Below are 17,480 nucleotides of genomic sequence, written 5' to 3' on the forward strand. Positions count from 1 at the left end.
CCTCGCGTCAGTTGGACCCCGCCACCTTGGGCTGCTGCTCTTCGTACATCAGCAGCGGAGGTGCATCGCCGTTGATCGTATTTTCATCGATCACCACCTTCTGCACGCCCTTGTAGTTGGGCAGGTCGTACATGACGTCCATCAGCGACTGCTCCAGGATCGAACGCAGGCCACGGGCGCCGGTCTTGCGGCGGATCGCCTTGCGGGCGATGGCGCTCAGCGCACCCGGGCGGATTTCCAGCTCGACGCCTTCCATAGCCAGCAGCTTCTGGTATTGCTTGACCAGCGCGTTCTTGGGCTCGACCAGGATCTGCATCAGCGCGGCCTCGTCCAGCTTGGACAGCGTGGCGACCACCGGCAGGCGGCCGATCAGTTCGGGGATCAGGCCGAACTTGATCAGGTCTTCCGGCTCGGTCTGCGGCAGCACTTCGCTGGCGTCGCGCTCTTCCTTGCTCTTGACCTGCGCGGCAAAGCCGATGCCGGTCTTGTCCGAGCGCTGCATGATGACCTTCTCCAGGCCATCGAAGGCGCCGCCGCAGATGAACAGGATATTGGTCGTGTCCACCTGCAGGAAGTCCTGGTTCGGATGCTTGCGGCCACCCTGCGGCGGCACCGATGCCATGGTGCCTTCGATCAGCTTGAGCAGTGCCTGCTGCACGCCCTCGCCCGACACGTCGCGGGTGATCGACGGGTTGTCGGACTTGCGCGAGATCTTGTCGATCTCATCGATGTAGACGATGCCGCGCTGCGCCTTCTCGACTTCGTAGTTGCAGTTCTGCAGCAGCTTCTGGATGATGTTCTCGACGTCCTCGCCCACGTAGCCGGCTTCGGTCAGCGTAGTCGCGTCGGCGATCACGAACGGCACGTTGAGCAGGCGCGCCAGCGTCTGCGCGAGCAGCGTCTTGCCCGAGCCGGTCGGCCCGATCAGCAGGATGTTGCTCTTGGACAGCTCGACATCGTCCTTCTTGCCAAGGTGCTTGAGGCGCTTGTAGTGGTTGTAGACCGCCACGGCCAGGATCTTCTTGGCCTGTTCCTGGCCGATCACATACTGGTCCAGGCTTTCGCGGATCTCGTGGGGCGTGGGGAGGTCCGAGCGCGCGGCCGCGGCGGCGTCTTTCTCGGATGCCGTGGCCTCGTCGCGAATGATCTCATTGCACAGGTCGATGCATTCGTCGCAAATGAACACCGACGGGCCGGCAATCAGCTTCTTGACCTCATGCTGGCTCTTGCCGCAGAAGGAGCAGTACAGAAGCTTTTCGCTGGATGAACCTTTTTTGTCCGCCATAGGAATCAGTCACTTATGCAGGGCGCACACCGCGGGGCGACAGGCTCCCCAGCGATACGCTTCAAACGCATCATACGCCAAAACAATTGGCACCACCGGCGGTTCCCCCCGGCTGTGGGGCAAAAGCAAAAAACGAGGCACGGGGCCTCGTTCCGGTGTAGCCTTCGCCATTTGAGCCCGTGCCAGCCTGGCCGGCCGCCGCTGCGGATTGCGCCACGGCGGCCCGCTGCATCAGCCGCGGCGGGCGAGGACCTTGTCGATCAGGCCGTAGTCAACTGCCTGGTCGCCGCTCATGAAGTTGTCGCGATCGGTATCGCGCGCAATCTTCTCGACCGGCTGGCCCGTCACCTCGGACAGGATGGTGTTGAGCCGCTCGCGCAGGTACAGGATCTCGCGCGCCTGGATCTCGATGTCAGAGGCCTGGCCGCGCGCGCCGCCCAGCGGCTGGTGGATCATGATGCGCGAGTTGGGCAGCGCCGAACGCTTGCCCTTGGCGCCAGCCGCCAGCAGGAACGCGCCCATGCTTGCCGCCATGCCCATGCACAGCGTGGACACGTCCGGCTTGATGAACTGCATGGTGTCGTAGATCGCCAGCCCCGCCGATACGGAACCGCCCGGCGAGTTGATGTACAGCGACACGTCCTTGTCGGGGTTCTCGCTCTCGAGGAACAGCAGCTGGGCCACCACCAGGTTGGCGGTCTGGTCGTTGACCTCGCCCACCATGAACACCACGCGCTCCTTCAGCAGGCGCGAGTAGATGTCATAAGCGCGCTCGCCCCGGCCGGACTGCTCGACGACCATCGGCACCAGCCCCAGGCCCTGGGTTTCCAGTGCCGAAGCCTGCGTGGTGGCGAGACGGTCAAGCAAATCATTGCGGGTCATGCATGTTCTCCATGGATTCGTCGGATCGCAAGGCAATCCGGGGTAACTCGGGAAGCTGCCCCCGCCCCACGCCGTGGCGCGGGGCTGCGGGTCACTTCCGGCCTCAGGCTTGCTGCTGGTTGCCTTCGGCGGTGAGTTCCTCGAAGGACACCTTCTTGTCGGTGACCTTGGCCTTGCCGCATACGAAATTTACCACGTTGTTTTCGAGCACGTAGGCTTCCATTTCGGCCAGGCGCTGCTGGTCGCCGTAGTACCAGCGCATGACTTCCTTCGGGTCTTCGTAGCTCTTGGCGAAGTCCTCGATCTCGGCCTTGATCTGGTCAGCCTTGGCTTCCAGGCCGTTGGCCTTGACGATCTCGGCCAGGATCAGGCCCAGCTTGACGCGGCGCTCGGCCTGCTGCGCGAACATCTCGGCCGGGATCGGCATGTCCTTGGCGTTGGGCATGCCACGCTGCTCCAGGTCGCGGCGGGCCATTTCCACCAGGCGTTCCTGGTCCTGCTCGATCAGGGCCTTGGGCACCTCCAGCTCGCTGGCCTTCAGCAGCGCTTCCATGACCTGGTCCTTCAGCATGGAGTGCGTGCGGCGCTTCACTTCGCGCTCGAGGTTCTCGCGGATGTCGGCGCGCATCTTCTCGACGCTGCCGTCGGCGATGCCCAGCGACTTGGCGAAGGCATCATTGACTTCCGGCAGGTGCGCCCACTCGATCTTCTTCAGCGTCACGGTGAACTCGGCGGTCTTGCCGGCCACTTCCTTGCCGTGGTAGTCCTCCGGGAAGGCCAGCGGGAAGGTCTTGCTTTCGCCGACCTTCAGGCCCAGCGCGGCCTGCTCGAACTCGGGCAGCATGCGGCCTTCGCCCAGCACGAACGGGAAGTCCTCGGCCTTGCCGCCGGCGAACTCTTCACCGTCGATCTTGCCGACGAAGTCCAGCGTCACGCGGTCGCCGTTCTGGGCGGCGACGTCGGCACCGCCGTCGCCATGCTCGCCGGCTTCGCCGCGGGCGTGGTAGTGCACGCGCTGCTTGCGCAGGATGTCGATGGTCTTGTCGACTTCGGCATCGGTGATTTCAGTGCCGGTGCGGGTGACTTCGGCAGCCGACAGGTCGCCGATGGTCACTTCCGGGTACACCTCGAAGGTGGCGTCGAAGGCGACTTCGTCCTCGCCCACGCCTTCGTTCTTGATCTCGAACTTGGGCTGGCCGGCAACCTTGACGTCCTGTTCCTTGGTGATGTCGAAGAACTTGCGCGCGGCCTTGTCGAAGCGCACTTCGAACTCGACCTGCTGGCCGTACTGCTTCTCGACCATCTTCATCGGCACCTTGCCCGGACGGAAGCCCGACATCTTCACGGTCTTCGACAGGCGAACCAGGCGCTCCTGCTTTTCCTTCTCCACTTCGGCCTTGGGGATGGCCAGGGTCACCTTGCGGTCCAGCTTGCCGAGGTTCTCAATCACGTTCGACATGGTCGTAGATCCAATCCAGAAAATGTAGTTGTGTTCGTAGGTGCTACCGCTTGCGCATGTACCGCCCGCTTTACCGCCACGGCGCCGTCACGACAGGACGGCCGGGGCGGCGCACCGGCGAACGGGCAGCTCCGCGCAAACGGAAAACGAGGATTATCGCACGGTTTTCATTCGCTTCCGGCAGATTTTGCCCGGAACGGGCCTGGAACCGCCCGCCGGACCCGCGGCGCTATCCCGTGTGCCCGTGACGCAGCGCGCGCAGCAGCAGGCGTGCCGGATCCATCGCATCGGCCAGGTCCGACTCCAGCGGCAGCGGCTCGCCCTCGATCTGGCTGGCCAGCAGTTCCGCGCCCAGCGCTGCCCAGGTGAGGCCGCGCGAGCCATATGCAAGGGCGGCGTAGAGCCCGGGCATGCGCGGCAGGTCCCGCAAGTGCGCGCCGCGCAGCGATGCGGCCTGCGCCAGCGCGGCGGCCTCGTCAGGCACCTGGCCGACCAGCGGCAGCCGGTTGTGCGTGACCGTGCGCACGCCGACATAGCCGGAGAGCGTCGCGGGATCGATGGCGGCCACGGCATCGGCCTGGCGCGGCAGCATGCCGGACAGGCGCGCCAGGTTGGCCGCGTGGACCGCCGGCTGCTCCACCAGCGGGCCCTCGTCGGCGTCGTAGCTGGAGCCGACCCGGCCAGCGCCGTCCGCGGTGCGCGGCAGCAGGTAGCCGGCACCAGTCACCACGCAATCCGGCCAGCCGCCGAGCGCATCCACCTGCGCGGATGCCAGCGTGGTCAGCTGCCCGCGCACGCGCCGCATGGTCCAGTGCTGCTGCGGCAGCAGTTGCTGCGCCTCATGCGCGTTGGCCAGTACCAGCACCGGCGCCGATGCCAGCACTTCGCCGTCCTGCCCGAGCGCCTGCCATTGCCCGTCGACGCGCGCGATTGCAGCAACCCGGCAGCCGAAACGTGCCGTCACCGCAGCGCCCGCTTGCGCCAGCTGCGCCGAGCAGATGTCAGGCGGCGCCACCCAGCCGCCTTGCGGGAACCACAGGCCGCCACGCGGCACGCCGGCATGGTGGGCCGCTGCCGCCTCTTCAGCGCTCATCCAGCGCACGAACCCTTCCGGCAAGCGCATCGCCGCCAGCGCGGCGCGCTGGGCCTCGCCCTCGGCTTCGTCCTCGCCGATCTGCAGCACGCCGCAGCCATGCCAGCCGACCGCATGGCCGGCCTCGGCCAACTCCGCCCAGGCACGCAGCGCGTACTGGTTGCCGGTGCGCGACAGCCGCGACAGCAGGCTGTCGTCGGCGGACAAATGTGCGTGCATGGCCGCCGCGCGATGCGCCGAGGTCTGCCGCGCCGGCCCGTCGTGGCCATCGAACAGTGTCACGCGCCAGCCGCGCGCGGCCAGCCGTTCGGTCACGGCGCAGCCGGCCAGGCCGGCGCCGATCACGATGGCATGGCGCTCGGCCCATTGGGCCGGCAGTGGCGGCGCATGGCGGCGCGCTTTCCATTGCGGGCGGAAGCTCGCGACGGTCATTTGCCACTTGCCGCCAAAGCCGGGCGCCCTGCTGACTTCGAAACCGACCTCCTTGAGCCCGCGCCGCACAAAGCCCGCGGCCGCCCACGTGGCCAGCCTGGCGCCTGGCCGGGCCAGCCGCGCCAGGCCGCGGAACACTTGCGGCGACCACATCTCCGTATTGCGCGCCGGCGCGAAACCGTCCAGGTAAAAGGCATCCGCGCCGGCCGCCAGCCGCGGCAGCATCTGCTCGATATCGCCCAGTGCCAGCGTCAGCACCACGCGCCCGCCGTCGAAGGCCAGGCGGTGCAGGCCCGGCAGCGCCAGCGGCCATTGCGCCTGCAGCGCCTGCGCCAGCGGCTGCAGCCCGTCCAGCCCGGCGTGCAACTGCGCCAGCCCTTCGCGGGTGAACGGGTGCTTTTCGATCGAGACGAAATGCAGCGTGCCGCAGCGCTGGGGATCAGCGCGCCACGCCTGCCAGGTAGCCAGGAAATTCAGCCCCAGGCCGAAGCCGGTCTCGACGATGACGAACTGGCGCTGACCGGCCCACGCCTGCGGCAGGCCGTTGCCACCCAGGAAGACATGGGCGGCCTGCGCCAGCCCGCCTTCGGTGCTGTGGTAGACGTCGTCGTAGCGGGGCGAATACGGGATGCCTTCGGCAGAAAGGATCGGCTCGGCGGGCTCTAGTGCGCGCGGCATGGGACAGGAAATTCGGCGAAAAGCAAAATGCCCGGGCGGATTCGCCGGGGCGTGGGAGCGGGCTTGGTAATTCGCGCCGGATGGTAGCATAGCGGCCTTCCCGCAGACCGCATCGCCCTGCCCCTTGATTTGCGCCGTCCAGGCGCCCCGCTCCACATGCTCAGCTACCGTCACGCCTTCCACGCCGGCAACCATGCCGATGTCCTCAAACACGCCGTCGTGGTGCAACTGCTTGAGCACCTGGCGCAGAAGGACAAGGCGTTCTGGTATATCGACACCCATGCCGGTGCCGGCCTTTACGCGCTGGATCACGCCTACGCGCAGAAGAAGGCCGAATTCGAAACCGGGATCGCACCGCTGTGGCGTGCCGCCGCCAGCGGCACCCAGCTGCCGGCGATGCTGGACGAATACCTGGACCAGGTGCGCGCGCTCAACCCGGACGGCAACCTGCGCCACTACCCCGGCTCGCCCTGGCTGGCCTGGCAGATGCTGCGCGAGCACGACCGGCTGCGGCTGTTCGAGCTGCACAGCACCGAGATCCAGGTGCTGCGCGACAACTTCCGCGGCGCCGGGCGCCGCGTCATGCTGTACGACGGCGACGGCTTCGGCGGCATCAAGGCCATCCTGCCTCCGCCGCCGCGCCGCGCGCTGGTGCTGGTCGACCCGTCCTACGAGGACAAGCAGGACTACGCCCGCACCGTGCAGACCATCCGCGACGGGCTGGAGCGTTTTGCCACCGGCGTCTATGCGGTCTGGTACCCGCAGGTGCAGCGGCGCGAATCGGCGCAGCTGTCGGTGCAGCTCAAGGGCCTGCCGCTCAAAAGCTGGCTGCACGTGACCCTGACCGTCAGGCATCCGGTCGAGGGCGGCCTGGGCCTGCATGGCAGCGGCATGTTCATCGTCAATCCGCCGTGGCGGCTGAAGGAATCGCTGCAGCAGGCCATGCCGGTGCTGACCGACCTGCTCGGCCAGGACGATGGCGCAAGGTTCACGCTCGAAGCCGAGGAGAACTGAGGCGGCGCACCAGCCAGTCCAGCGCCATGCCCGCGGCCAGGCCGACGCTGTCGGCCAGCAGGTCGAGCCAGTCGGCCTCGCGGTAGCCGGTCTGCCCCTGCAGCAGTTCGATCAGCGCGCCGTACGCCACCAGCCCCAGCAAGACGGCCCAGCCACGGCCGCTGTAGGCGCGCCGGCCCAGCACGCCCAGCACCGCGAACGCCAGCATATGGTTGGCCTTGTCCCAGCCGGTGGTCGGCAGGGGCTGCGTCGGCGGCATCAGCGACAGCGCCAGCACCGCGGCCGCGCAGCCCCAGAACAGCAGGCGCCAGCGCAGCGGGGTCAGGGTCGGGACGGCAATCATCGGCATGTGTGCGTCATCTGGAAAGCCGACAATATATCCCTGCCGCCTGCCGCAGGCACCGGAGCCCCCGGCGGGGCTGGATTCCCCCCGCGCCTTGCGCTACAATCCGCAGCCTCGTTGCACTACAGGCGCAAGCCATGCCGACACCACGGTTCGGCGGCCAGAGCCGGCAGAGCGGACAGAAGAAAGGCGGGCAGTTCCAGCCGCCTTTTTTGCTTTCCTGTCCGGCGCAAGCCAGCGAGCATCGCGGCCGCCCGCCCGGGCAGCGCCGCAAGGACCGCGAGGGTGGCGAAATTGGTAGACGCACCAGGTTTAGGTCCTGACGCCAGCAATGGTGTAGGGGTTCGAGTCCCCTCCCTCGCACCACCCGCCCTTCTAGTGGCGGGCTGACAACTTCCGTTTCCCAATCCCCTTCGGCACGCTTTTTCCGGCAGGCACCCCCGCGCCGCGGCACTTTCCAGCCTGCGCCAGTGACGGTATCATTTCGCCATCGTATCGATAATCGATATATATGTATATTGGTGCAATACTCACTCATCGTGGTGCAGCCATCCCGTGGATGGTGCCGCCCGGTCCCTTCGCCCGCGACGCAACTATGCCGTCAAAACCCGTCCCGCCACCCGCGCCCGACCGCGACAACCCGCTGTTCAACCAGTCGCTCGAAAAAGGCCTCGAAGTCCTGCGCGCCTTCAACGGCGTCCACCGTACGCTGACCCTGTCGGAACTGGCCGCGCTGACCGGCATGAACAAGAGCTCGGCGCAGCGCACCATCCATACCCTGGAAGCGCTGGGCTATGTCGACAAGCACCCGCAGACGCGGCGCTTCCGGTTGACGCCGCGGGTGATGGAGATCGGCTACAACTATCTGGCGGCCGATGCGCTGATCCCGGTGGCCAGCCCCTACCTGTCGCAGCTGGCCGCGGCCAGCGGCGAGACCGCCAACCTGACCGAGCCGGTCGGGCTGGACATGGTCTACGTGGCCCAGCTGATGACCGCCAAGCACATGCCGGTGCTGACGCCGGTGGGCATGCGCATCCCGATGTATTGCACCAGCTCCGGCCGGGCCTACCTCAGCACGCTGCCCGACGAGCAGGTCCTGGCGATGCTGGAGCAGTCGGCACGCGTGGCGCGCACGCCCGCGACGCTGACCGGCGTGGATGCGATCTTCGAGCGCGTGGCGGCGTGCCGCCGGCTGGGCTACGCCAGCAATGAAGAGGAACTGTTCATCGGCGACATGGGCCTGGCCGCGCCCATCGTCAACAGCCAGGGCGTTGCGGTCGGCGCGGTGCACGTGTCGCCGCCGGCCAGCCGCTGGAGCATGGCCGAGGCGCAGAAAAAGCTGGCGCCACTGGTGATGGAATGCGCGCGGGCGATCTCGCATTCGATCGCACACTGAGGCCCGGCACGGCGAAGGCCGGCCAACTCGCGCAGGGGTGGTAGAACACCTGAGTGCCAGTGCCTTTCGCGGACCCTTGCCGCGATCTATGCTGAAGGTGTCGGAGCGGCACCGAGCCGTTCCGGCATCTTCACCTCAGCCCTGATCGGAGGGCATATGAAATTCCCTGCCTTGCTGTTGGCAGCGTCGATGGCCGCTGGCTGGTCATCGCTCGCCTATGCTGCCGGATGCCAGTACGACATGCAGTGCAAAGGAGAGCGGATCTGCCAGCAAGGGCAGTGCGTCTTTCCTGACGCGGAAGAAACCGCGGAAGCCGGTGGGCCGGCGCCGCTGCCGGCGACCAAGCGCACGCCAGCGCCGCCGCCAGCCCGCGGGTGCTGCACCGTGGCAGGCAAGCTCAAGCTGTCACCGGCCGCGGCCTCGGATACCAGCCTGGCGAGCGGCGATGCGTGCCAGGGGCTGACCGCCTCGGGCAAGCCGGTTCCCGGCACGATCTGCAACTAGCCTCTGGATCTGGCGCGGGCGCCTAGCGCGCGTGCGCCAGCATGGCCTGCAGCAGCACGTTGGCGCCCGCCTCGACATGCTCGGGCAGCGCGTCTTCCAGCTCGTTATGGCTGATGCCGTCCTTGCACGGCACGAAGATCATGCCGGTGGGCGCGCGCCGCGCGACGTAGACCGCGTCGTGGCCGGCGCCGCTGACCACGTCCATATGCGGCAGGCCCAGCGCCGTGGCCGCGCGCCGCACGCTGTCAACGCATTCGGGCGCGAACACGCACGGCTCGAACTTCACCACCTGGCGGATCTCGACCTCCACGCCGGCGGCCACAGCAATGCCTTCGAATGCCGCCTGCATGGCCGCGTGCATGCGGTCCAGCCCGGCCTGCGACAGGTTGCGGAAGTCGACCGAGAAATCGACCCGGCCCGGAATCACGTTGCGCGAGTTCGGCGTGACCTGCAGATAGCCGACCGTGCCGCGCCCGTGCGGCGCCTCGTCGCGCGCGATCCGGTTGACCGCCTCGACCATGCGCGCGGCCGCCAGCATCGCGTCGTGGCGCAGCGCCAGCGGCGTCGGGCCGGCGTGCGCGTCCATGCCGGTCACGGTCACGTCGTACCACTGCTGGCCCAGCGCGCCCGAGACCACGCCGATCGGCAGGCCGGCCGCCTCCAGCACCGGCCCCTGCTCGATATGCGCCTCGAAGTAGGCCGCGAACATGCCGCCCGGCACCGCGCCCGCCGGCTGCGCGCCGCGGTAGCCGATCGCCGCCAGCGCGTCGCCCACGCTGACGCCATCCACATCGGTCTGGGCGCGCGCAAAAGCCGCGTCGAACTCTCCGGCAAATACGCCCGAGCCCATCATCACCGGCGTGAAGCGCGTGCCCTCCTCGTTGGTCCAGAACGCGACCTCCAGCGGCGCGCGCGTGACGATGCCCAGGTCGTCGAGCGTGCGCATGACTTCCAGGCCGGCCAGCACGCCGAAGTTGCCGTCGAACTTGCCGCCCGAGGGCTGGGTGTCGATATGGCTGCCGGTGGCCACGGCGCGCGCGTCGGGGTCGCTGCCGGCGCGGCGCGCGAAGACGTTGCCGATCTCGTCGACGCGCACGTCGAGCCCGGCCTCGCGGCACCACTGCACCACCAGGTCGCGCCCCTTGCGGTCGGCTTCGGTCAGCGCGATGCGGCACACGCCGCCCCTGGGCGTGGCGCCGATCGCGGCGAGGTCCATCAGCGATTGCCACAGGCGGGCGCCATTGATGCGGGGAAGGTGTAGCTGGTCCATGTCTGGTTGCGGGTGGGGTGAGGGAGAGGAAACGGCAGCAGGTTCAGCAAGAAGCAGACCACCGTAGCCGGCACTTCGGCCCGCATTCCCGGCCCTGCCACCGTGGCACATGACTTGCTTTGCAGACATCCGTCCCCTCAAGCCAACCCAGGAGCAAGCCTGTGCACCACGATCCCTCCCTTCTCGCGAAAGGTCTCAAGTCAGCTGCCTCGGTCATGAGCGCCGCCGTGCTGTCGCTGCTCGCGCTGCCCGGTGCCGCCCATGCCGACAAGGTGCTGCGCATCGGCATGACCGCCGCCGACATCCCGCGCACGCTCGGCCAGCCCGACCAGGGCTTCGAGGGCAACCGCTTCTCCGGCATCCCGATGTACGACGGCCTCACCCAATGGGACCTGTCCCGGGGCAACGGCCCCAGCCTGCTGATCCCGGGCCTGGCCACCGAATGGAAGGTCGACGCCGCCGACAAGACCAGATGGGTGTTCAAGCTGCGCCCCGGCGTCAAGTTCCACGACGGCACCCCGTTCAACGCCGATGCCGTGGTCTGGAACGTCGGCAAAGTGCTGGACAAGACCGCCAGGCAGTTCGATCCCAGCCAGGTCGGCGTGACCGCCTCGCGCATGCCGACGCTGCGCACGGCCAAGAAGATCGACGACTTCACCGTGGAGCTGGTCACCTCCGAGCCGGATTCGTTCCTGCCCTACAACCTGACCAACCTGTTCATGGCCTCGCCCACGCAGTGGGAGAAGAAATTCGCTGCGGTGCCGGCCTCGGTCACCGATCCGGTCGAGCGCTCCAAGCAGGCCTGGGTCGCGTTTGCCGCCGATGCCGCCGGCACCGGGCCGTTCAGGATGAGCCGCTTCGTGCCGCGCGAGCGCCTGGAAGTGGTGCGCAATGCGCAATACTGGGACACGAAGCGCGTGCCAAAGATCGACAAGGTGGTGATGGTGCCGATGCCCGAGGCCAACGCGCGCACCGCCGCGCTGCTGTCGGGCCAGGTCGACTGGATCGAAGCCCCGGCACCCGACGCCATCGCCCAGATCAAGAGCCGCGGCTTCCAGGTCTATGCCAATGCGCAGCCGCATATGTGGCCGTGGCAGCTGTCGTTCGCGCCCGGCTCGCCATGGCTGGACAAGCGCGTGCGCCAGGCCGCCAACCTGTGCGTCAACCGCAGCGGGCTGAAGACGCTGCTGGGCGGCTACATGGCCGAGGCCAAGGGCATCGTCGAAGCCGGCAACCCGTGGTGGGGCAATCCCAAGTTCGATATCAAGTACGACCCGGCCGCTGCCAAAAAGCTGATGCAGGAGGCCGGCTACTCCGCCGCCAAACCGGTCAAGGTGAAGGTGCAGGTGTCGGCGTCGGGTTCCGGCCAGATGCAGCCGCTGCCGATGAACGAATACGTGCAGCAGAACCTGAAGGAGTGCTTTATCGACGTCGACTTCGACGTGGTCGAGTGGAACACCCTCTTCACCAACTGGCGCGTCGGCGCCAAGGACGCCAGCGCGCACGGCGCCAATGCCATCAACGTCAGCTTTGCGGCAATGGACCCGTTCTTCGCCATGGTGCGCTTTGTCAGCACCAAGACCCAGCCGCCGGTCTCGAACAACTGGGGCTACTTCGGCAATGCCGAGTTCGACAAGCTGATCGAGAACGCGCGCACCTCGTTTGACGAGAAATCGCGCGACGCGGCGCTGGCCAGGCTGCATGCCCGCATCGTCGAGGAGTCGCCGTTCGTGCTGATCGCGCACGACGTCGGCCCGCGCGCGATTTCGAAGAAGGTCAAGGGCGTGGTGCAGCCGCAGAGCTGGTTTATCGATATCGCGACGATGTCGATGGACTGATCCCGGCCGCGCCCGACGGACGCCGCGCGGCAGCCCCGCCGCCGCGCGGCCCGGCAATCCCGCCCGGTCTTCCCCGCGTGCCGCGCACGGCGCACGCACGCCCCAACTTGCCGGATCCTCCCATGCAATACCTGTTCCGCCGCATCCTCTATGCCATCCCCATCCTGCTCGGGGTGGCGCTGCTGTGCTTCTCGCTGGTCCATATCGCCCCCGGCGATCCGCTGGTGTCGGTGCTGCCGCCCGACGCCTCGGAAGAGCTGCGCCGCCAGCTGACCGCACTCTATGGCTTCGACAAGCCCTTCCTGGAGCAATTCGTGCACTGGCTGGGCCGCGCGCTGCAAGGCGACCTGGGCACGTCCATCGCCACCAGCCGCCCGGTGATGGCCGAAGTCGGCGCCGCCGTGGTCAATTCCCTGCGCCTGGCCACCGTGGCCACGCTGATCGGCTTCAGCTTCGGCTGCCTGTTCGGCTTTGTCGCCGGCTACCTGCGCGACTCCGTGGCCGACCGCACCGCTTCGCTGCTGTCGGTGCTGGGCGTCAGCATCCCGCACTACTGGCTCGGCATGGTGCTGGTGATCGCATTCTCGGTGCTGCTGGGCTGGCTGCCGGCTACCGGCGCCGGGCCGGGCGGTTCGGGCGACTGGGCATGGGACTGGGAGCACATGCAGTACATGCTGCTGCCGGCGGTGACCATGTCGGTGATCCCGATGGGCATCGTGGCACGCACGGTGCGCGCGCTGGTGGCCGAGATCCTGGCCAACGAGTTCATCGTCGGCCTGCGCGCGCGCGGCCTGTCCGACCTGGCAGTGTTCCGCCATGTGCTCAAGAACGTGGCGCCGACCGCGCTGTCGGTGATGGGCCTGCAGCTGGGCTACCTGCTGGGCGGCTCGATCCTGATCGAGACCGTGTTCTCGTGGCCCGGCACCGGCTTCCTGCTCAACTCCGCCATCTTCCAGCGCGACTTCCCGCTGCTGCAGGGGACCATCCTGGTGCTGGCGGTGTTCTTCGTGCTGCTCAACCTGCTGGTCGATGCGCTGCAGACGCTGTTCGACCCGCGCATCCAGCGCAACTGAGGAGACCGCCATGGACATGACTGTCGATCAATCACCGGCCGCCGCCGCGGTGCAGCGCTCGCCCGGCTACTGGACCACGGTGGGCCGGCGCCTGCTGCGCAACCGGCTGGCCATGCTGGCCGCGCTGGTGCTGCTGGGGCTGGTGCTGATGGCGCTGTTCGCCCCGGTGCTGATGCCGGCGGACCCGTACGCGGCATCGATCCTCAAGCGCCTCAAGCCGATCGGCACCGAGCACTTCCCGCTCGGCACCGACGAGCTGGGACGCGACATGCTGTCGCGGCTGATGCTGGGCGCGCGGCTGTCGCTGTTCATGGGCATCACGCCGGTGCTGCTGGCCTTTGTCATCGGCAGCGCACTCGGCATCGTCGCAGGCTATGCCGGCGGCTGGACCAACACCGTGATCATGCGGCTCACCGACATCCTGTACGCCTTCCCGTCGGTGCTGCTGGCGATCGCGCTGTCGGGCACGCTGGGCGCGGGCGTGGGCAATGCGCTGCTGTCGCTGACCATCGTCTTTATCCCGCAGATCGTGCGCGTGGCCGAGAGCGTGACCACCCAGGTGCGCAACCGCGAGTTTGTCGATGCGGCGCGTGCTTCCGGGGCATCGTCGCTGACCATCGTGCGCGCCCATGTGCTCAACAACGTGCTTGGACCGATCTTCGTCTATGCCACCAGCCTGATCTCGGTGTCGATGATCCTGGCCTCCGGGCTGTCCTTCCTGGGCCTGGGCGTCAAGCCGCCGGAGCCGGAGTGGGGCCTGATGCTCAACACGCTGCGCACGGCCATCTACACCCAGCCGTGGGTTGCCGCCCTGCCCGGCGCCATGATCTTCCTGACCTCGGTCTCGTTCAACCTGCTGGCCGACGGCATCCGCTCGGCCATGGAAATCAAGGACTGAACCATGCCAGCACTGATGCAGGCCCCTTCGCCACAGGCCGGCCGCGATGTCGGCGGCCCGGCGCAGCCGCTGGTGATCGCCCACCAGCTGGTCAAGCACTTTCCCATCAAGTCCGGCCTGCCCGGCCTGCGCGCGCGCGCCGCGTCCGTGCGCGCGGTCGATGGCGTCAGCTTCGACGTGCTCAAGGGCGAGACCCTGGGCGTGGTCGGCGAGTCCGGCTGCGGCAAGTCCACCACCGCGCGGCTGCTGATGCAGCTGACGCAGCAGGACCGCGGCGAGCTGATCTTCGACGCGCAGGGCGTGGGCTCGGCCCAGCTGCCGATGAAGCAGTTCCGCAGCCAGGTGCAGATGGTGTTCCAGGACAGCTATTCGTCGCTGAACCCGCGCCTGACCATCGAGGAGTCGATCGCTTTCACGCCACGCGTCCATGGCGTGCCGGCGCGCGAAGCCACCGAGCGCGCCCGCTACCTGCTGCAGCGCGTCGGGCTCGATCCGGCACGCTTTGCCGGGCGCTACCCGCACGAGCTGTCGGGCGGGCAGCGCCAGCGCGTCAACATTGCCCGCGCGCTGGCGCTGCGCCCGCGGCTGGTGATCCTGGACGAGGCGGTCTCGGCACTGGACAAGTCGGTGGAGGCGCAGGTGCTGAACCTGCTGCTGGACCTGAAGGCCGAGTTCGACCTGACCTACGTCTTCATCAGCCACGACCTCAACGTGATCCGCTACCTGTGCGACCGCGTGATGGTGATGTACCTGGGCAAGGTGGTGGAGATCGCGGATACCGAGACCCTTTATCGGCACCCGGCGCACCCGTACACGCGCGCGCTGCTGGCGTCGATGCCGTCGATGGACCCCGACCGCCGCACCGCGGTCGCGCCGCTGGCGGGCGACCCGCCCAACCCGATCAACCCGCCGTCCGGCTGCAGCTTCCATCCGCGCTGCGCCATGGCGCAGGACGTGTGCGCGCGGCGCGAGCCGCAGCTGACCGACCTGGTGGCCGGGCATCCGGTCGCCTGCCTGCTGGCCGCCGCACCCTGAGGAGCCCACCATGTCCACCAACCCGCAAGGCACACCCGGCGCGCCGATGATCTCGGTGCGGGACCTGCACGTCACCTTCTCCGGCGGCGGCAAGACCATCCGCGCCGTCAACGGCGTTTCGCTCGACGTGGGCGCCGGCGAGGCCGTGGCCCTGATCGGCGAATCCGGCTCCGGCAAGAGCGTCACGCTGCGCGCGCTGATGCGTCTGCACCCGCCGCGCCGCACCCGCATGGCAGGCCAGATCCGCGTCGACGGCGCCGAGGTGATGGCGCTCGACCAGCGCGCGCTGGCCCGGCTGCGCGGCGGCACCATGGCGATGGTGTTCCAGGAGCCGCTGCTGGCGCTGGACCCGGTCTACACCGTGGGCCAGCAGATCGTCGAATGCATCCGCACCCACGACAAGGTCTCGGCCGCCGAGGCGCGCTCGCGCGCGCTGCAGGCGCTCGAGTCCGTGCGCATTCCCAGCCCGGAGCGGCGGATGGCAGCGTATCCGCACGAGTTGTCGGGCGGCATGCGCCAGCGCGCGATGATCGCGCTGGCACTGTCGGCGCGGCCCAGGATCCTGCTGGCCGACGAGCCTACCACCGCGCTGGACGCCACCGTGCAGATCCAGGTGCTGATCCTGCTGCGCGAGCTGCAGCGCGAACTGGGGCTGTCCATCGTCTTCGTCACCCACGATATCGGCGCCGCGGTGGAGATCGCCGACCGCGTCGCGGTGATGTACGGCGGGCGCATTGTCGAAGAAGGCCCGATCCGCACCCTGCTGCGCGCGGCGCGCCACCCCTACACCATCGCCCTGCTGCAGAGCCGCCAGCATGGCATGGACCGCGGCCAGCGGCTGCAGGCCATCGGCGGCGCCCCGCCCGACCTGGCCGCGCTGCCGCCAGGCTGCACCTTTGCACCGCGCTGCCCGCATGCGCGCCCGCAATGCCTGGCCGAGGTGCCGCAGGCGGTCACCGTCGGCACCGGGCACCGCGTCAGTTGCGTGCTGGCCGCCGAGCCCGCGGTCGCCACCGCGGCATGACCCCCATCCCAGAACCCCAACGTATTCCAGGCCACCCATGACGCTTGCCACCCATCCTGCCCGTGCCTTCATGCCGTACCCACAGATCGCCGTCCCGCACGCCGCCAGCGGCCCGCTGCGGGGCCTGAGCTTTGCCGTGAAGGACCTGTTCGACGTAGCTGGCTATCCGACCGGCGGCGGCAATCCGCACGTGCTGGCGCGCTCGGGCATCAAGGCCGCGACCGCACCGGCGGTGCAGCGGCTGCTGGACGCCGGCGCCGCCTTCGTCGGCAAGACCCACACTGACGAGCTGGCCTTCTCCATGAACGGCCAGAACGCCCACTACGGGCGCCCGGTCAACGGCGCGGCACCGGAGCGCATCACCGGCGGCTCGTCGTCGGGCTCGGCCTCGGCGGTATCGAACGGCTTGTGCGACTTTGCGCTGGGCTCCGACACCGGCGGCTCGGTGCGCGCGCCGGCCAGCCATTGCGGCCTGTTCGGCATCCGGCCCACGCATGGGCGCATTTCGCTGGAACGCTGCCTGCCGCTGTCCGAAAGCCTGGACACCTGCGGCTTCTTTGCGCGCGACATCGGCACCTTCGCGCGCGTGGCCGAGGTGCTGTTCGGCGCGGACCCGGCGCCGCTGCCGGCCGCGCCGCGGCTGCTGTTTGCCACCGACCTGTTCGCCCAGCCGACCCCGGAGGCCCGCGACGCGCTGGCGCCGGCTGTCGCCCGGATCGAAACCGCGCTGGGCCGGGCCGCGCCTGCCACCGTGGCCGACCGGCCGCTGTCCGACCTGTGGTGGGCGTTCCGCTACGTGCAGGGCTGGGAGGCGTGGCGCAGCGACGGCGAACTGATCGAGCAACACGGGCTGGAGCTGGGTGCCGATGTCGCGGCACGCTTCGCCTTCTCGAAGGCCGTCACCCGCAGCCAGTTCGACGAAGCCAGTGCCGTACGCCGCGACTTCACCGCGCACCTGGGCCGCCTGCTGGGGCCGGACGGCGTGCTGGTGCTGCCGACCATGCCCGATATCGCGCCGCTGCGCGCCGAACCGATCGAGTCCCTGGAGACCTACCGCAACCTCGCCGCCCAGACGTTGTGCCTGACGCCGCTGAGCGGCTTCCCGCAGCTGAACCTGCCGCTGGCCGGCCGCGACGGCGCACCGCTCGGCATCTCGCTGCTGGGGCCGGCGGGCAGTGACCGCAGCCTGGTGGCACTGGCGGAGCGGATCATGGCGCACAAGGCGTGAACCAGTAAGGCAAGGGGCACGCGGCATG

At 68.5% G+C, this 17,480-nt stretch carries 15 protein-coding genes and 1 tRNA gene; 10 read left to right on the forward strand and 6 right to left on the reverse strand.

From position 1 onward, the window contains the following. Positions 1–7: 7 nt before the first annotated feature. The 4 genes from clpX to mnmC form a co-directional block, all read right to left on the reverse strand. Positions 8–1,285 carry an ATP-dependent Clp protease ATP-binding subunit ClpX gene (gene clpX / locus AC3WRI_RS08190; RefSeq protein WP_010810087.1) on the reverse strand — a complete coding sequence of 426 codons (1,278 nt, stop codon included), beginning with the start codon at positions 1,283–1,285 and terminating at the stop codon, positions 8–10. A gap of 231 nt (positions 1,286–1,516) precedes the next feature. Beyond that, entirely contained in the window at positions 1,517–2,167 is a 651-nt protein-coding gene (gene clpP, locus AC3WRI_RS08195) for an ATP-dependent Clp endopeptidase proteolytic subunit ClpP (RefSeq protein ID WP_011615108.1), read from the reverse strand. A gap of 103 nt (positions 2,168–2,270) precedes the next feature. Continuing rightward, entirely contained in the window at positions 2,271–3,626 is a 1,356-nt protein-coding gene (gene tig, locus AC3WRI_RS08200; protein ID WP_011615107.1) for a trigger factor, read from the reverse strand. A 229-nt stretch (positions 3,627–3,855) separates the two neighbouring features. Beyond that, on the reverse strand, positions 3,856–5,829 hold the full coding sequence (gene mnmC, locus AC3WRI_RS08205; RefSeq protein WP_011615106.1) for a bifunctional tRNA (5-methylaminomethyl-2-thiouridine)(34)-methyltransferase MnmC2/FAD-dependent 5-carboxymethylaminomethyl-2-thiouridine(34) oxidoreductase MnmC1: 1,974 nt from the start codon (positions 5,827–5,829) through the stop codon (positions 3,856–3,858). Positions 5,830–5,985: 156 nt separating this feature from the next. Here mnmC and AC3WRI_RS08210 point away from each other — a divergent pair, with 156 nt between their 5' ends. Then, entirely contained in the window at positions 5,986–6,843 is an 858-nt protein-coding gene (locus AC3WRI_RS08210) for a 23S rRNA (adenine(2030)-N(6))-methyltransferase RlmJ (protein WP_011615105.1), read from the forward strand. Here the strand turns inward: AC3WRI_RS08210 and AC3WRI_RS08215 are convergent. Further along, positions 6,818–7,192, reverse strand: a complete 375-nt coding sequence (locus tag AC3WRI_RS08215) for a VanZ family protein (RefSeq protein WP_010810092.1) — start codon at positions 7,190–7,192, stop codon at positions 6,818–6,820. The two genes, AC3WRI_RS08210 and AC3WRI_RS08215, sit on opposite strands and share 26 nt — an antisense overlap. 273 nt (positions 7,193–7,465) lie before the next feature. Between AC3WRI_RS08215 and AC3WRI_RS08220 the strand changes: the two genes are divergently transcribed. The 3 genes from AC3WRI_RS08220 (at position 7,466) to AC3WRI_RS08230 (ending at position 9,086) form a co-directional block, all read left to right on the forward strand. After that, positions 7,466–7,552 (forward strand) — tRNA-Leu (locus AC3WRI_RS08220). Positions 7,553–7,781: 229 nt separating this feature from the next. Next, a complete protein-coding gene (locus AC3WRI_RS08225) occupies positions 7,782–8,582 on the forward strand; it encodes an IclR family transcriptional regulator (RefSeq protein WP_011615104.1) in 801 nt (266 codons plus the stop codon). 156 nt (positions 8,583–8,738) lie between these two features. Then, positions 8,739–9,086, forward strand: a complete 348-nt coding sequence (locus AC3WRI_RS08230) for a hypothetical protein (protein ID WP_011615103.1) — start codon at positions 8,739–8,741, stop codon at positions 9,084–9,086. Positions 9,087–9,108: 22 nt separating this feature from the next. On the opposite strand, the gene AC3WRI_RS08235 is transcribed toward AC3WRI_RS08230, so the two are convergent. Continuing rightward, entirely contained in the window at positions 9,109–10,356 is a 1,248-nt protein-coding gene (locus AC3WRI_RS08235; protein WP_010810095.1) for a Zn-dependent hydrolase, read from the reverse strand. 215 nt (positions 10,357–10,571) lie between these two features. Here AC3WRI_RS08235 and AC3WRI_RS08240 point away from each other — a divergent pair, with 215 nt between their 5' ends. The 6 genes from AC3WRI_RS08240 (at position 10,572) to AC3WRI_RS08265 (ending at position 17,452) form a co-directional block, all read left to right on the forward strand. Beyond that, on the forward strand, positions 10,572–12,194 hold the full coding sequence (locus AC3WRI_RS08240; protein ID WP_010810096.1) for an ABC transporter substrate-binding protein: 1,623 nt from the start codon (positions 10,572–10,574) through the stop codon (positions 12,192–12,194). A gap of 122 nt (positions 12,195–12,316) precedes the next feature. Continuing rightward, a complete protein-coding gene (locus AC3WRI_RS08245) occupies positions 12,317–13,267 on the forward strand; it encodes an ABC transporter permease (protein WP_010810097.1) in 951 nt (316 codons plus the stop codon). A 10-nt stretch (positions 13,268–13,277) separates the two neighbouring features. After that, positions 13,278–14,165: an ABC transporter permease gene (locus AC3WRI_RS08250; protein WP_010810098.1), complete on the forward strand. Its 888-nt coding sequence runs from the start codon at positions 13,278–13,280 to the stop codon at positions 14,163–14,165. Positions 14,166–14,168: 3 nt separating this feature from the next. Then, complete coding sequence (locus AC3WRI_RS08255) at positions 14,169–15,200, forward strand: ABC transporter ATP-binding protein (protein WP_010810099.1); 1,032 nt, start codon at positions 14,169–14,171, stop codon at positions 15,198–15,200. Positions 15,201–15,210: 10 nt separating this feature from the next. Next, positions 15,211–16,224 carry an ABC transporter ATP-binding protein gene (locus tag AC3WRI_RS08260; RefSeq protein ID WP_010810100.1) on the forward strand — a complete coding sequence of 338 codons (1,014 nt, stop codon included), beginning with the start codon at positions 15,211–15,213 and terminating at the stop codon, positions 16,222–16,224. A gap of 37 nt (positions 16,225–16,261) precedes the next feature. Next, entirely contained in the window at positions 16,262–17,452 is a 1,191-nt protein-coding gene (locus tag AC3WRI_RS08265; protein ID WP_010810101.1) for an amidase, read from the forward strand. The last annotated feature ends 28 nt before the right edge of the window (positions 17,453–17,480 follow it).

The organism is Cupriavidus sp. FW305-27, assembly GCF_058787995.1.

Excerpts from the sequence above, each read along its gene's own strand:
- clpX (WP_010810087.1), bottom strand. The coding sequence starts at position 1,285 with ATGGCGGACAAAAAAGGTTCATCCAGCGAAAAGCTTCTGTACTGCTCC.
- clpP (WP_011615108.1), bottom strand. The coding sequence starts at position 2,167 with ATGACCCGCAATGATTTGCTTGACCGTCTCGCCACCACGCAGGCTTCG.
- tig (WP_011615107.1), bottom strand. The coding sequence starts at position 3,626 with ATGTCGAACGTGATTGAGAACCTCGGCAAGCTGGACCGCAAGGTGACC.
- mnmC (WP_011615106.1), bottom strand. The coding sequence starts at position 5,829 with ATGCCGCGCGCACTAGAGCCCGCCGAGCCGATCCTTTCTGCCGAAGGC.
- AC3WRI_RS08210 (WP_011615105.1), top strand. The coding sequence starts at position 5,986 with ATGCTCAGCTACCGTCACGCCTTCCACGCCGGCAACCATGCCGATGTC.
- AC3WRI_RS08215 (WP_010810092.1), bottom strand. The coding sequence starts at position 7,192 with ATGCCGATGATTGCCGTCCCGACCCTGACCCCGCTGCGCTGGCGCCTG.
- AC3WRI_RS08225 (WP_011615104.1), top strand. The coding sequence starts at position 7,782 with ATGCCGTCAAAACCCGTCCCGCCACCCGCGCCCGACCGCGACAACCCG.
- AC3WRI_RS08230 (WP_011615103.1), top strand. The coding sequence starts at position 8,739 with ATGAAATTCCCTGCCTTGCTGTTGGCAGCGTCGATGGCCGCTGGCTGG.
- AC3WRI_RS08235 (WP_010810095.1), bottom strand. The coding sequence starts at position 10,356 with ATGGACCAGCTACACCTTCCCCGCATCAATGGCGCCCGCCTGTGGCAA.
- AC3WRI_RS08240 (WP_010810096.1), top strand. The coding sequence starts at position 10,572 with ATGAGCGCCGCCGTGCTGTCGCTGCTCGCGCTGCCCGGTGCCGCCCAT.
- AC3WRI_RS08245 (WP_010810097.1), top strand. The coding sequence starts at position 12,317 with ATGCAATACCTGTTCCGCCGCATCCTCTATGCCATCCCCATCCTGCTC.
- AC3WRI_RS08250 (WP_010810098.1), top strand. The coding sequence starts at position 13,278 with ATGGACATGACTGTCGATCAATCACCGGCCGCCGCCGCGGTGCAGCGC.
- AC3WRI_RS08255 (WP_010810099.1), top strand. The coding sequence starts at position 14,169 with ATGCCAGCACTGATGCAGGCCCCTTCGCCACAGGCCGGCCGCGATGTC.
- AC3WRI_RS08260 (WP_010810100.1), top strand. The coding sequence starts at position 15,211 with ATGTCCACCAACCCGCAAGGCACACCCGGCGCGCCGATGATCTCGGTG.
- AC3WRI_RS08265 (WP_010810101.1), top strand. The coding sequence starts at position 16,262 with ATGACGCTTGCCACCCATCCTGCCCGTGCCTTCATGCCGTACCCACAG.